Annotated in this window: 15 protein-coding genes; 8 read left to right on the top strand and 7 right to left on the bottom strand. The window is 69.1% G+C overall.

Annotation, left to right across the window (positions count from 1 at the left end):
* Positions 1 to 74: 74 nt before the first annotated feature.
* From C1746_RS17075 to C1746_RS17065, 3 genes are all read left to right on the top strand, one after another.
* Positions 75 to 1,901, top strand: coding sequence for a flavin-containing monooxygenase (locus C1746_RS17075; protein WP_116715974.1), 1,827 nt, complete (start codon positions 75 to 77; stop codon positions 1,899 to 1,901).
* 100 nt (positions 1,902 to 2,001) lie between these two features.
* A complete protein-coding gene (locus C1746_RS17070; RefSeq protein WP_116715973.1) occupies positions 2,002 to 2,610 on the top strand; it encodes a ClpP family protease in 609 nt (202 codons plus the stop codon).
* Positions 2,607 to 3,239: a ClpP family protease gene (locus tag C1746_RS17065; RefSeq protein ID WP_205711959.1), complete on the top strand. Its 633-nt coding sequence runs from the start codon at positions 2,607 to 2,609 to the stop codon at positions 3,237 to 3,239. The genes C1746_RS17070 and C1746_RS17065 overlap by 4 nt, the downstream gene beginning before the upstream one ends.
* A gap of 46 nt (positions 3,240 to 3,285) precedes the next feature.
* On the opposite strand, the gene C1746_RS17060 is transcribed toward C1746_RS17065, so the two are convergent.
* The 7 genes from C1746_RS17060 to C1746_RS17030 form a co-directional block, all read right to left on the bottom strand.
* Entirely contained in the window at positions 3,286 to 3,732 is a 447-nt protein-coding gene (locus C1746_RS17060) for a helix-turn-helix domain-containing protein (RefSeq protein WP_116715972.1), read from the bottom strand.
* Positions 3,733 to 3,796: 64 nt separating this feature from the next.
* On the bottom strand, positions 3,797 to 4,093 hold the full coding sequence (locus C1746_RS17055; protein WP_116715971.1) for a hypothetical protein: 297 nt from the start codon (positions 4,091 to 4,093) through the stop codon (positions 3,797 to 3,799).
* A 7-nt stretch (positions 4,094 to 4,100) separates the two neighbouring features.
* Positions 4,101 to 4,541: a GNAT family N-acetyltransferase gene (locus tag C1746_RS17050; protein WP_116715970.1), complete on the bottom strand. Its 441-nt coding sequence runs from the start codon at positions 4,539 to 4,541 to the stop codon at positions 4,101 to 4,103.
* Between the two features lie 24 nt (positions 4,542 to 4,565).
* Positions 4,566 to 5,012 (bottom strand): CBS domain-containing protein, encoded by a 447-nt coding sequence (locus C1746_RS17045; protein ID WP_205711958.1) that lies wholly within the window; start codon positions 5,010 to 5,012, stop codon positions 4,566 to 4,568.
* A 232-nt stretch (positions 5,013 to 5,244) separates the two neighbouring features.
* On the bottom strand, positions 5,245 to 5,742 hold the full coding sequence (gene tpx / locus C1746_RS17040) for a thiol peroxidase (protein ID WP_116715969.1): 498 nt from the start codon (positions 5,740 to 5,742) through the stop codon (positions 5,245 to 5,247).
* Positions 5,743 to 5,787: 45 nt separating this feature from the next.
* Entirely contained in the window at positions 5,788 to 6,942 is a 1,155-nt protein-coding gene (locus C1746_RS17035; RefSeq protein WP_116715968.1) for an Lrp/AsnC family transcriptional regulator, read from the bottom strand.
* Between the two features lie 20 nt (positions 6,943 to 6,962).
* Positions 6,963 to 8,243: an FAD-binding protein gene (locus C1746_RS17030; protein WP_205711957.1), complete on the bottom strand. Its 1,281-nt coding sequence runs from the start codon at positions 8,241 to 8,243 to the stop codon at positions 6,963 to 6,965.
* 111 nt (positions 8,244 to 8,354) lie between these two features.
* Between C1746_RS17030 and C1746_RS17025 the strand changes: the two genes are divergently transcribed.
* From C1746_RS17025 to C1746_RS17005, 5 genes are all read left to right on the top strand, one after another.
* Positions 8,355 to 9,359 (top strand): DUF4397 domain-containing protein, encoded by a 1,005-nt coding sequence (locus C1746_RS17025; protein ID WP_116715966.1) that lies wholly within the window; start codon positions 8,355 to 8,357, stop codon positions 9,357 to 9,359.
* A 22-nt stretch (positions 9,360 to 9,381) separates the two neighbouring features.
* Complete coding sequence (locus C1746_RS17020; protein ID WP_116715965.1) at positions 9,382 to 10,056, top strand: RNA polymerase sigma factor; 675 nt, start codon at positions 9,382 to 9,384, stop codon at positions 10,054 to 10,056.
* Positions 10,053 to 10,724, top strand: a complete 672-nt coding sequence (locus C1746_RS17015) for an anti-sigma factor (RefSeq protein WP_116715964.1) — start codon at positions 10,053 to 10,055, stop codon at positions 10,722 to 10,724. The genes C1746_RS17020 and C1746_RS17015 overlap by 4 nt, the downstream gene beginning before the upstream one ends.
* Before the next feature lie 63 nt (positions 10,725 to 10,787).
* On the top strand, positions 10,788 to 12,521 hold the full coding sequence (locus C1746_RS17010) for a DEAD/DEAH box helicase (protein WP_116715963.1): 1,734 nt from the start codon (positions 10,788 to 10,790) through the stop codon (positions 12,519 to 12,521).
* 3 nt (positions 12,522 to 12,524) lie between these two features.
* Positions 12,525 to 13,175: a histidine phosphatase family protein gene (locus C1746_RS17005; RefSeq protein WP_116715962.1), complete on the top strand. Its 651-nt coding sequence runs from the start codon at positions 12,525 to 12,527 to the stop codon at positions 13,173 to 13,175.
* Positions 13,176 to 13,381: the final 206 nt, after the last annotated feature.

Below are 13,381 nucleotides of genomic sequence, written 5' to 3'. Positions count from 1 at the left end.
CCTGTGTAACGCCGACGCAACCCCCCGGTGCCTAGCGTCTGATGGGAGCCGACGAGCCGCACGAAGGAGCCAGGATGAGCGACACCCTTGCAGCAGAAGAGCTGGGCGAGGCCGAGCGCGACCCGACCGGCTTCCTCCAGGCCTGGTTGGATCGGCTGGACGCACATCTGACCGCCGGGGAGTATCGCGCCGCGTCCGAGTTGTTCGGCCCCGACACGTACTGGCGCGACATGGTGAGCTTCACCTGGAACATCGTGACGATGGAGGGGAAACAGCAGATCGTGGAGATGTTGGAGGCGTGTGCCGCCGACGTCGAGCCGTCCAACTGGCAGGTGGAGGGTGAGGCGACGCACACCGACGGGATCACCGAGGCGTTCATCACCTTCGAGACCAAGGTGGGCCGCGGCTGGGGGTATGTCCGGCTCAACGGGGAGACCTGCTGGACCCTGCTGACCACGCTGCAAGCGCTGACGGGCCACGAGGAGAAGACCGGTCGCGACCGCGAGAAGGGCGTCGAGCACGGCACGGTTGCGGGGCGTGAGACCTGGAAGGAGGGACTCGAGCGCGAGCGGGAGGAGCTCGGCTACGAGCGTGACCCCTATGCCGTGATCATCGGAGGTGGCCAGGGTGGGATCGCCCTCGGGGCACGTCTCCGTCGTCTCGGCGTGCCGACGATCATCCTGGAGAAGAACGACCGGCCCGGTGATTCGTGGCGCAAGCGCTACAAGTCACTCCACCTGCACGACCCGGTCTGGTACGACCACCTGCCCTACCTGCCCTTCCCGGACGACTGGCCGGTGTTCGCTGCCAAGGACAAGATCGGGGACTGGCTCGAGTCCTACACCAGGATCATGGAGCTGAACTACTGGACCAACTCGCTGGTGACCAGCGCCAGCTTCGACGAGGCTGCCGGGACCTGGACGGTGGAGGTCGAGCGCGATGGCGAGCCGGTCACGATCACCACGACACATCTGATCTTCGCCACCGGGATGTCCGCCGTGCCGAACATCCCGAACTTCGACGGGGCGGATCGGTTCCAGGGCGAGCAGCAGCACAGCTCGAAGCACCCGGGTCCGGAGCGCTACGAGGGCAAGAGAGTCGCGGTGGTCGGCTCGAACAACTCGGCGCACGACATCGCCGCAGCCTTGTGGGAGCACGGCGCCGACGTGACGATGATCCAGCGCTCGACCACCCACATCGCCCGGTCGGAGACGCTGATGGAGTTGGCGCTCGGCGACCTGTACTCCGAACGAGCGGTCGAGGCCGGCGTCACCACCGACCGGGCCGACATGCTGTTCGCCTCCATTCCCTACCGCATCCTGCCGGAGCTGCAGGTGCCGATCTATGAGGAGATGGCCAAGCGCGACGCCGACTTCTACAGGCGGTTGGAGGACGCCGGCTTCATGCTGGACTTCGGCGAGGACGGCTCGGGCCTGTTCGTGAAGTACCTGCGGCGCGGGTCCGGCTACTACATCGACGTCGGGGCGTCGGAGCTGATCGCCGACGGTCGCGTGAAGCTGGCAACCGGGCAGGTCGACCACCTGACCGAGACCGCCGTGGTGCTCGAGGACGGCACCGAGATCGAGGCCGACCTCGTGGTGTACGCCACCGGCTACTCCTCCATGAACGGCTGGGTGGGCCAGATCGTGTCCCAGGAGATGGCTGATCGGGTCGGCAAGGTCTGGGGCATGGGCTCGGACACCAGGAAGGATCCGGGGCCGTGGGAGGGTGAGCTCCGCAACATGTGGAAGCCCACCCAGCAGCCGCAGCTGTGGTTCCACGGTGGCAACCTGCATCAGTCCCGGCACTACTCGTTGTTCCTGTCCCTGCAGATCAAGGCACGGATGGAGGGGATCGACACCCCCGTGTACCGCTTGGCGGAGGTGCACCACACCTCCTGAAGCCCGCGCTCCCGGCCAGCCAGAGACCGCTCCGCCCACGGCAGCGCTGCCGCGAGCAGCACGCCGGGTGGCCCAGCCCAGCGTGATCCACACTGCGGGCATGACCACATCCCTCGGCGTCGACACGGCGCTCAACCATCAGTTGGCCGACCAGCGGATCCTGTGGTTGGACGACGAGTTGGACCAGCAGCGGGGCAATCGGATCTGCGCCCAGCTGCTGTTGCTCTCGGCCACCGACCACCAGGCCGACATCACCCTGTGGATCAACTCTCCGGGCGGGTCGGTCCCGGCCATGTTGGCCATCCGCGACGTGATGCGGCTGATCCCCAACGACGTGGCCACCCTGGCCATGGGCATGGCCGCGAGCGCCGGGCAGTTCCTGCTGTCCGCCGGTACCCCGGGCAAGCGGTTCGCGCTGCCCCACGCCTGGATCCTGCTGCACCAGGGCTCGGCCGGGATCGGTGGCGTCGCCCAGGATGTGGCGATTCAGGCCGAACACCTGCGCCACACCCGCGACGTCGTGGTCGACCTGATCGCCGCCGACACCGGACAGCCAGCGGAGCAGGTGGAGGCTGACTCGCGACGTGACCGCTGGTTCACGGCCGAGGAGGCGGTGGCGTACGGCTTCGTCGACCGCGTGTTGGCCGATTCGGAGGACGTCCGAGCCGCCTCGGTCACGGCGCGGCCGGTGGGGTTGGTGCGGCGATGACCACGATGTCCATGAGCACCTACACGATCCCCAACGTCACCCAGCGCACCCCGACGGGTGAGCGGTCCATGGACCTGTACAGCCGGCTGCTGGCCGAGCGGATCGTCTACCTGTCCACCCCGATCGACCACGGCGTCGCGAACAGCCTGATCGGTCAGCTGATCCACCTCGAGTCCGAGCACGCGACGCGGCCGATCGACTTCTACATCAGCTCACCTGGTGGGTCGATCGGGGCAACCCTCGGCGTGTACGACGCGATGACCTACATCGCCCCGCCGGTCCACACGGTCTGCGTCGGTGAGGCCGGGGCCACGGCAGCCCTGCTGCTGGCGGCCGGACAGCCGGGTGCCCGCCGGATGATGCCGAACGCCCGGGTGACGCTGCACCAGCCGGGCACCCAGGGCCGGCGTGCGGCCATCCCGGACCTGATCGTCGAGGCGGAGGAGTTGGCGCGCGTCCGGTCGGTGCTGGAGGAGATCCTCGCGCAGCACACCGGCCGGGACGTCGCTCAGGTGCGCGAGGACACCGAGCGTGACCTGGTGCTGGGGGCAGAGGAGGCGGTGGAGTACGGCCTGGTCGACGCGGTACTGCAGTCGCGGAAGCGCAGCGTGGACGACGCGAACACGTGAGCCAGACGAGCGGTGGCTCGACGCCGCCCGGACGGCGAAACCCCGCTTACGCCGCCTGACACCGTGGCTCGTCCCACCACCGGTTCGGCAACGCCACCTCAGGACCGGCGGGGAGCGGACTGACCATCCCGTCCTGGTCGGCCCGGTCGACGTCCGGCACCGGGACCAGGTGCCGTCGGTGGTCCTGTAGTTCCAGACCTCGCCGTCGCCCGATCTCGACGAGGAGGTCGTCGAGCGTCATCCCGAGGGCATCAGCGACGGCGGAGAGGATCTCGGAGGAGGGATCCTTCACGCCCCGCTCGATCTCGGAGAGGTACTGGGGCGACACGCCAGCGCGGCGGGCGATGTCGATCAGACGGTCGCCGGCCTGCTGCCGTCGCTGTCGCAGGACCTGGCCGGCCAACTCGCGGAGGAGCGGCGGCTTCTCATGCGACTCCTGGGCGTCGTCGTCGGCACGGTCCGGGGCGGGGGGCACAGCAGCCAGGTCGCTCATGACGCTGACGCTAGCCGGTGACGGGTCGGGCTGTCGACAACGCTGCTGTGAGCAGAAGCAGCGGTCAGCTGCCCGTGCCGGTGAGCGTGGCCCGGAGGCCGGCGGCGCGGCTCCGGACGCTCTCCTCGACGCACTCCGGCCGTGCCTCTGCCCCGGACAGCGCGAACACGAGGTCGGCGCTGACCCCTGGGTCATCCTCCTCGAGCGCCACGTAGGTCGTCCCCCGCTCGATGGCGGTCTCGACGACCTCCACGACCTCGTCACAGTCCATGTCGTCGGAGATGGAGCGGATCTCCTCCTCCCCCGACCCACAACCAGCGAGCAGCAGGACAGCCAGGATCACGCAGACCAGACGTCGCACGAACTCCTCAGACGATCGGCGGCGGGTCGGGGAAGCCGGACAGGTCCTGCGGCAGCCCGTACCAGGTCGAGTGGTGGCGGCGAAGGCCGATGTGATCGTAGAACGGATCGACGTCAGGGGCGGCGGATACGACCAAGAGGGTTCCCTCGCAGGCGTCCCGGGTCGCCTCGACCATGTCCCGCGCGATCCCCTGATCCTGGTACGCCTCCACGACCGCGAGGTCGCAGAGGAACGTCACGAACCCACCGTCGCTGATCGAGCGGGCGACCCCGACCAACGTGCCGTCCTCGGTCCGGGCCTCGACCACCGGAGAGCTGGCGGCCAACACCACACCGACACGGTTCGTGTCGGCGTAGGGGCGGCGGTCGGCCAGACCTGACCCCTCCATCACGGTGAGGTACTCCCCCACGTCCAGCCCATCAGCGACTCTCACCGCGACGTCGGCCATGTCAGTGCGCTCCTCCCAGGTCGTCTAGTAGGTGTTGCCTGCCACGTACTCCTTCAGCGACTCGGCTTCCAACTCGAGGGCACCGATCCGGTTCTTCACGACGTCACCGATGCTGACGATCCCCACGAGCATCCCGCCCTTGATGACGGGGACGTGCCGGATGCGGTGATTGGTCATGGTCTGCATCAGGCTCTCGACCGAGGCGTCCGGTCCGGTGGTGTGGACGTCCTTGGTCATCGTCTCGGCCACGGACACCGAGGCGGTCGCGACGCCCTCGTCCCGCGCGAATCGCCGGACGATGTCACGCTCACTCAGGATCCCGTCAACCGAGTCGCCGTCCCGACTGACCACCACGGCACCGATGTTGTGTTCGGCGAGCAGGGCTGCGGCCTTGCCCAAGGTGGCAGCCGGCGTGATGGTCACGACGCCGTCCCCCTTGGTGTTCATGATCGACTGGACGGTCTGTGCCATGAGCTCCTCCTCGTCGGGGTTGGTCTGCCCCGATCAAACCACTCCACGGCCCGTTTGTCGCCCCACAGACGCCAAAACGGCCAACGAGGCCCGTCCGTAGGGGCGGGCCTCGTTGTCGAGCCTGATGATCGCTTCCCCACAACCACCGGACCCGGTGGAGTCAGTATGCCGTGTCGATGGCGCGCTGACCCGCTCGATCAGAAATCAATCCCGTTCGTGCAGGCCAGAGGGGCTACAACGCGCCGAGGGCGGCGTCGTAGTCGGGCTCCTGCCCGACCTCGGGGACCAGTTCGGTGTAGGCGACGTTGCCGTCGGGGTTGATGACGACCACCGCACGCGCAGCCAGACCGGCGAAGCCGCCATCGGTCATCTGCACCCCGTAGTCGGTCAGGAACTCGGGGTTGCGGAAGGCGGAACCCATCTGCACACCCTCGATGCCCTCGGCACCGCAGAAGCGGGCCTGGGCGAACGGGAGGTCGGCCGACGCACAGACAACGGTGGTGTTCTCCAGGTCTGCGGCCCGCTCGTTGAAGGTGCGGACGCTCTGGGCGCACACCCCGGTGTCGACGCTGGGAAAGATGTTCAGCAGGACGTTCTGGCCGGCCAGGTCATCGAGGGTGAGTGGGGTCATGTCGCTCTTGGTGAGCGTGAATCCAGGGGCGGGTTGCCCCTGCGCCGGAAGGTCGCCGTTGGTGTGGACGGGGTTGCCCCCGAGGGTGATGTCTGCCATGTGAGGGGTCAGCTCCAGAGTCGGATGGGTTGTGCCGCCGGCAGACTAGTCGTCGGACGTCGGCTGGTCCGGGGTCATCATGTCGCGTGGGTCCAGGCCCTGCTCCAGGCACCATGCCTCGTAGCGGCTGGGCGCGATCTCGGAGGGCTTGATCTCGCTGCGGCCGCCCCAGAAGACGTTGGTGTAGCTCACCGGGATGCCGACGGACTCCAGGTGGTCATCGATGGCCGCCTTGTGCGCCAGCACGAGGTCCTTGTTGGTGCCGTGGCTCACCCCCATGATGTTGACGTCAGCGAACTCCGGGCCGCCCTCGCGCCAGTACGCGTGGGTCATGCAGTGGAACCGGCCGACCTCCTTCCCAGCGCGAATCTCCTCCCCCGCCGGGACCCGCCAGTGGAACAGCGCGTTGTAGCGCGTCACCTGCTGGCCGTCGCTGTGCTTCTTGACGTGCTCGAGGAAGGTGGAGAACCGGCCGATGACACGCTGCTCGTTCAGCCCGGCCGCGATGGCGGCGAAGTCCTCGATCGTCTCCCCGGCCTCAGCGGCTCGCGGCACCCAGATGTCGGGCCGCAACTCCTCGGGCTCGAACTCCCGCTTCAGCGCGATGAGAACCCGCCACTGCCGCTCGTCCAGGTCGACGATCTTGGTGTCCAGCACCCGGCCCGGCTCCGGGGTCTTGTCCCCCGGCTCGACGTCCCGCCGACGCACGTGCCCGACCCCGAGGGCGAACAGCCGCTTGGCGGGCAGCAGCCGATAGGCCGTGGCGCCGGTCAGGGTCATCAGGTACCGGCAGTGGGCATCCATGTCGTAGGGCCGCGGCACCTTCAGGGTCGTCCACAGCTTGTACTCGCTCCCCCGCGTCTCCCGGTCCGTGCTGCGCAGCACCACGTGCCCGCTGAACGGATCCTCGGCGAACATCGTCTCGAAGGCACCCTTCAGCTTCTCCGACGGGACCTTCCACGCCACCAGTGCCCCCGGCGCAAGGCTCGTGGCCAGCAGCGTCTGGCGGACCCGGCGGATGGTGCCGGCCCGCAGCATGGCACCGATCCGCTCGATCACCGTGTCGAGCTCGACACCGCTCTCCGCGGCGATCCGCTCCAGGGGGTACCGGTCGAACCCGTGGATGAGATCCTCGGAGAACCGCAGGATCTGCGCATTGACGGGGTCGTCGAAGGATGTCGGAATGGTTCCGGTCGGCATGGCGCCCACAGTAGGTGGGGTCAGAGCAGCCGATCGGTCAGCGTGTTGCCGAAGGTGCGGTCGGGGTCCAGCCGGTCCCGCAGTGCCCGCATCGGCTCGATCGCCGGGTATCGGTCCGCCACGGTCGCCAGATCCAGGTGGCTGAGCTTGCCCCAGTGCGGGCGCGGCTCGAAGGGCTCCAGGGCCCGCTCGACCACACTGGTGGCGTGGGTGACGGCAGGGTCGTCGTCGTTCCACGTGAAGTGCAGGCACAGGGTCTCACGGCCGTACATCGGGCTCAGCCACAACTCGTCGGCGGCCGCGACCCGGACCTCGGAGATGATCAGAGCGTCTCGCAGCTGTGGGCCGACGTGCCGCAGCGCACGCGCCGCCGCCGGCCCAGCCGCCAGATCGATCATGTACTCGGACTGGCGCTCCGCACCACTGGCTGGGTTGTGAGCGGCGCGGAAGTGCGGCAGCCGCTGATGCCACGGCCCGGGTGTCCCCCGTTGGGCCGTCACGTGTGGCGGGGCGACCGCCCCGACCGCATCCAGGTCGGTGGTGGCCGCGGTGCCGCCCATGTCGAGCAGCAGGTCCAGGCCGCGGCCGGGCAGCGCGTCTTTATCGTCGAGGCGCCCGACGTCCTCCCCCGGCACCTCGTCCTTGACCCAGACCTGCTCCACCACGTCCTGCCGCCAGGTGGTGAACAGGCTGACGCTGTCCCCGCAGCACATGACGTCCTCGAGGCGTTCCGTCAGTGCTTCCAGTGGCACGTCCTGGACCACCCGTTGGGCCACACGGTAGGTCGGGCGGACGTCCAAGGTCAGTGCGGTCACAACGCCCAGGCACCCCAGCGCCACGACGACGCCGGCACCATCGGTGTCGGTCCGATCGACCTCGACGACATCGCCGCTGCCCAGGACCAGTTCCACCGCGGCGACCTGCGTTGCCAGGTTTCCGCGCCGGAGCCCAGACCCGTGTGTTGCGGTGGCGACGGCACCGGCGACCGAGATGTGCAGCACGGACGCCAGGTTCTCCAGGGCCAAGCCGGCTCCGTGCAGCGCCCCGGCCACGTCGGCGTAGGTCCAGCCGGCCGGGACCCGTGCACGCCGACGGGTGCTGTCGACCTCGACGGCGCCACCCATCCGATCCAGACGCACCAGCACGCCGGCGGTGTCGGCGGCGCGACTGAACGAGTGCATCTGGCCAGCCGCACGAACGCGTCGAGCATCCGACACCAGCCGCCGGAGGGCCGCCATCGACTCGGGCTGCTCAACGGCGACGGCGGAGAACTGGTGGTTGCCGGCCCAGTTCGGAATCATCTGCCGCATCCTGCCGCACCCGCTCGCGACAAGTTCGGACGACCTGCATCCAGATAGGCAGTTCTTAGCGAAACGCACGGTGAAGAGCCAACACCGATACTGGAGGAACCCGTGTCAGTCCCACGACTGTTCGCAGCCATTCTGGTGGCCGTACTCACCGCCGCCCTCGCCATCCCAGCCATCGCCCAGGAGGACGAGACCTCGCAGGTGAGCGTCGTCCACGGCATCCCCGACGCGACCGTCGACGTCTACGTCAACGGCGACCTGACGCTCGAGGACTTCGAGCCGGGGACCGTCACCGACGAGCTGACCCTGCCCGCCGACGACTACGACCTCGCCGTCTTCGCGGCAGGCGCGGACCCCGAGAGCGATGATCCGGTCGTATCGGCTGACGATGTGGCCGTCCCCGGTGGCATCAACGCCTCGATCGTCGCCAACCTGGACGCCGACGGCGCGCCCGCCCTCAACGTGTTCGTCAACGACATGAGCACCATTGACCACCTGCAGGCCCGTGTCGCCGTCCGCCACGTCGCGGCCGCCCCGGCCGTGGACGTCTTCGTCGACGGCGCCGCAACGTTCGAGGACCTGACCAACCCGAACGAGGCCACCGCCGAGGTTCCCGAGGGTACCTACGAGATCGCCGTCGCCGTCGCCGACAGCCCGGTGTCCGAGGCCGTCATCGGACCGGTGGACCTGGACTTCCCCGGGGACACGCTGAGCGTCGTCTACGCGATCGGCTCGGCGGCTGACGGCACGCTGGACGCGCTGGTGCAGACCGTTGCGCTTGGTACCGATGGCCCGACGGACCCCCCGACGGGGGCTCGCGAGACGAGCCGACTGGCCGGTGACAGCCGGATCGACACCGCCATCGCCATCAGCCAACGCCAGTTCGCCGACGGCTCCGACGTGGTGTACCTGGCCCGTCAGGACGCCTTCGCCGATGCCCTCGCCGGTGGCGTGCTGACCGACGGCCCGATCCTGCTGGTTCCCAACTGCGGCCAGCTCCCCGCCCAGGTCGGCGAGGAGATCAACCGGCTGGAGGCTGGTGACGTCATCGCGCTGGGTGGCACCCTTGCGATCTGTGACTCGATCCTCGAGCAAGCAGCCGAGGCCTAGGAGCCGGTCGGGAGCCAACCCCATGGCCCTCGTCAGCCTGCCGTCCGCCCCCCGCAGTCCCGCTGCGGGGGGTGGGCCAGTCGTGAACGTCGCCGCCCTTGCGGGTGCGAGCGACCAGACCGTGCAACTGGCCTTCGCGGGCAGCGACGCCGATGCGGCGCTCCGAGAGGCCTACAGCCGGTGGGCACCACTGGTGTACACCCTGGCGATCCGCAGTCTCGGCAACGCCGAGGATGCTGCCGATGTGGTGCAGACGACGTTCGTCTCGGCGTGGCGATCCCGTGGCTCCTACGACCCGTCACGGCCTTTGGTGTCGTGGCTGACCACCATCGCGAAGCGCCGGATCGTTGACCTGCACCGCACTCGCAGCCGGCACCCGGTTCCGAGCGACGCCGTGACCGACGGACGAGAGGACGTGGTCCGGACCGCCACGTCCACGGGTGCCGCCGGGGTGATCGACCAACCCAGTGACCGTCGCGGGTCCGAACACGACATGGAGCTGCTGGCCGACCGGCTGCTGCTGGCCGACGCACTCGACGCGCTCCCCGACCCTCGGCGAGAGATCGTGATGATGTCCTTCCTCGATGACCTGACCCACGCCGAGATCGCCGAGCGGACGGGCCTGCCGCTGGGCACGGTCAAGTCCCATGCACGGCGCGGTCTCGCGTGGCTGCGTGAGCGTCTGGAGTCGTCATGACCGAACACACTGGTCGCACGGTGGACGACCGGATCCGCCGAGCCCTCGACGCTCTGGATGATGAGGACGTGCAGTTGCAGACCCCACCCGCCGGGCTCTGGGATGCCATCGAAGCGGACATCGTGGCGGACACGGCTGCCGGCGAGGGCGCGGCGGGCGCGGCATCGTCGGCGCCCGCCCCGGAGTCGATGCGCGTGGTATCACCCTCTCGCCGCCGAAAGACCGCCACCGCGGTTCTTGGCGTTGCTGCTGCGGCGGTCGTGCTGGGCGTTGCACTGGTCTCCAGCGGCACACTCCCAGGACAGGCTCCGCTCACCCAGGTGGCCGGGGCCACGGACAAGCCGTCCGCAGCCGAACCCGTAGCTGTTGCCCAGCTGGCTCCATTGGAGTCGGGTGTCGAAGGGACGACCGCCGAGCTGCTCGACGCCTCCACCATGGTGCTGCAGCCGGACCTCGTCATGCAGGCGGGCAGCTACTACGAGGTGTGGCTGCTGGACGAGGCGGCGCAGTCGTTGGTCTCGCTCGGTCCCCTCCGCGAGGATGGCCGCTACACGATCCCCGACGGTGTGACGATCGACGAGTTCCCGGTGGTGGACGTCTCGATCGAGCTCCCGGACGGCAATCCGGCCCACTCCGGACGCAGCGTGCTGCGGGGGACGCTGACCTGACCCGTCTGGCCCTCACCCGTCCCGCCCTCACCCCCCGACCCTGGCGCCACCTACCATGATCGGGTGAAACCCGACGACCGACCCGACACTCTCGAGACCGCCGCTGCGGTGTTGTCCTTCGACGAGTTGGGTCTCAATCCCACGATCCTGGGCGTGCTGGACGACCTCGGCTACGAGGAGCCCACGCCGATCCAGCAGGCCGCCATCCCGCTGGCCCTGACGGGTTCCGACGTGCTCGGGCAGGCGGCAACCGGGACCGGCAAGACCGCGGCGTTCGCGCTGCCGCTGGTGCACCGGCTGACGACCGTCCAGGAGCGCTCTGACGCTCCGAGCAGCCTGGTCCTGGTGCCCACGCGAGAGCTGGCCATGCAGGTCTCCGAGGCCATCCACACCTACGGGCAGGCGGCCGACACCCGAGTCCTGCCGGTCTATGGCGGCCAGCCGATCGGCCGCCAGCTCCGTCGCCTGGCCCGAGGTGTCGACGTCGTCGTCGCCACGCCCGGGCGGGCCATCGACCACCTCTCCCGCGGGTCCTTGAGGTTGGACGAGCTGCAGACGGTGGTGCTCGACGAGGCGGACGAGATGCTGGACATGGGCTTTGCGGAGGAGCTCGAGGCCATCCTGTCGGGCGTGCCGGAGTCAGTTCAGACGATGCTGTTCAGCGCCACGATGCCGGCGCGGATCACCACCCTCGCCGGGGCGCATCTGACCGATCCCGTCCGGGTCACCATCGAGCAGGACGGCCCCACCGCCGGCAACACCCCGCAGATCCGCGAGGTGGTCTACGTCGTGAGCAGGCATCACAAGCTCCAGGCCCTGGCGAGAGTCCTCGACGTCGAAGAGCCCGAGGCGGCCATCGTGTTCTGCCGCACCCGCAAGGACGTCGACGAGCTGACCCACACCATGAACGGCCGCGGCTACCGAGCCGAGGCGCTGCACGGCGGGATGACCCAGGAGCAACGGGACCGGGTGATGGGCCACCTCCGGAGTGGAGCCACCGAGTTGTTGATCGCCACGGATGTCGCAGCCCGCGGTCTGGACATCGACGCCTTGACCCATGTCATCAACCACTCCGTGCCGTCGGCTCCGGAGTCCTACGTCCACCGCATCGGCCGGGTCGGTCGCGCTGGCCGGGAGGGGGTCGCCGTCACGCTGGTCGCCCCCCGCGAACATCGCGCTCTGCGCACCATCGAGCGGCACACCGGGCGCACGATGCAGATCGAGCCGGTGCCGACCGTCGCCGACCTCCGGGCCAAGCGGCTGGAGATGATCCGGGCGTCGCTACGCGAGGCGATGCTCATCGGTGAGGACCTCGACTCCTTCCGCCCCGTCGTCGAGTCACTGGGTGAGGAGTTCGACACCGTGCAGATGGCCCTGGCGGCCATCAAGCTGCTGCACGACGAGACCGCCGGCGAGGGCGACGATCGAGAGGTGCCCACCGCCACGCTCGACCGGGCCCGCGGAGCAGCGACGAAGGGACCCTCCAAGCAATCGGGCAGAACGCCGCGGAAGCCCAACTCGCGGCTCTATGGCACAGCTGATGGCGGCCCTGGAGGCGACACGACGAGCATCTGGATCAGCCTCGGCCGGGACTCGGGCGTCCGCCCGAAGGACCTGGTGGGGGCCATCGCCGGCGAGACCAGCTTGCAGGGCCGCGACGTCGGGTCGATCCAGATCAACGCCCGCTTCTCCCTCGTGGAGGTGCCGACGCGAGCGGCCCAGGAGGTCATCACCGCCCTCAACCGCACTCGCCTGCGGGGAAACCGCGGCAAGGCTCGCCTGGACCGGGTCGGCTGACCCATGGGTGTGGTCGTGCTGCTGCGGCATGGGCAGGCATCCTTCGGGTCCGAGGACTACGACGACCTCTCGCCGCTGGGGCGGGAGCAGTCGGCCATGGCCGGAGCGGCGCTGCTGTCTCGCCAGCTCCGTGATCCCGTGGTGACCAGTGGCACCCTGCGTCGACAGGTGGACACGGCAGCCATCGCCGCCGACGCGCTGGGCCGGCGGGTCGATGGGCCACCTGATCCGCGCTGGAATGAGTACACCAACGTCGGGACGGCATGGCAGGACGGCAACCACGCTGGTGATGCCCCCACGGACGTCGCCGCCTTCCAGGCACTGCTCGACGCGGAGTTGACCCGATGGGTCGCCGCGGACGAACCTGACGGGTGGCGTGCCTTCCAGGACGGCGCCGTGGCGGCACTCCGGGACCTGGCCGAACAGCTCGGTCGTGGACGGGATGCGGTCGTGGCCACCTCCGGCGGTGTGATCGCCGCGGTGCTCGGCCATCTGCTCGGGCTGGGACCGGACGGGGTCGTCGCCCTCAACCGGGTCACGGTCAACGCCTCGCTCACCACGATCGTCCTGGGGTCCCGGGGCATCAGCCTGCTGTCGTTCAACGACCACGCCCACTTCACCGGAGCGGCGGCCGCCAAGCGGACGTACCGGTGATGCGATGCAGCGGAGGTCCAGCCGACAGTGGCCGCAGGTACCTCCCCCTGTTGTGCCCCTGGAAAGAGCGATGAGGTACCTGCGGCCACCGATGTCGTTGTGACGAGGATGGTACGAATTCGCCGAACGTGTCACATAGGCCCAGGGGCCCAAATGTGAGGCCAGTGGGGGGCCCAAATCGCTTGGGCCCCCACCCAACCGCATGG

Origin of the sequence: Euzebya tangerina (assembly GCF_003074135.1) — a bacterium.
GTDB classification, from domain to species: domain Bacteria; phylum Actinomycetota; class Nitriliruptoria; order Euzebyales; family Euzebyaceae; genus Euzebya; species Euzebya tangerina.
Note: the sequence above shows the minus strand (reverse complement) of the source record. Positions and strands in the feature narration are given on the sequence as shown.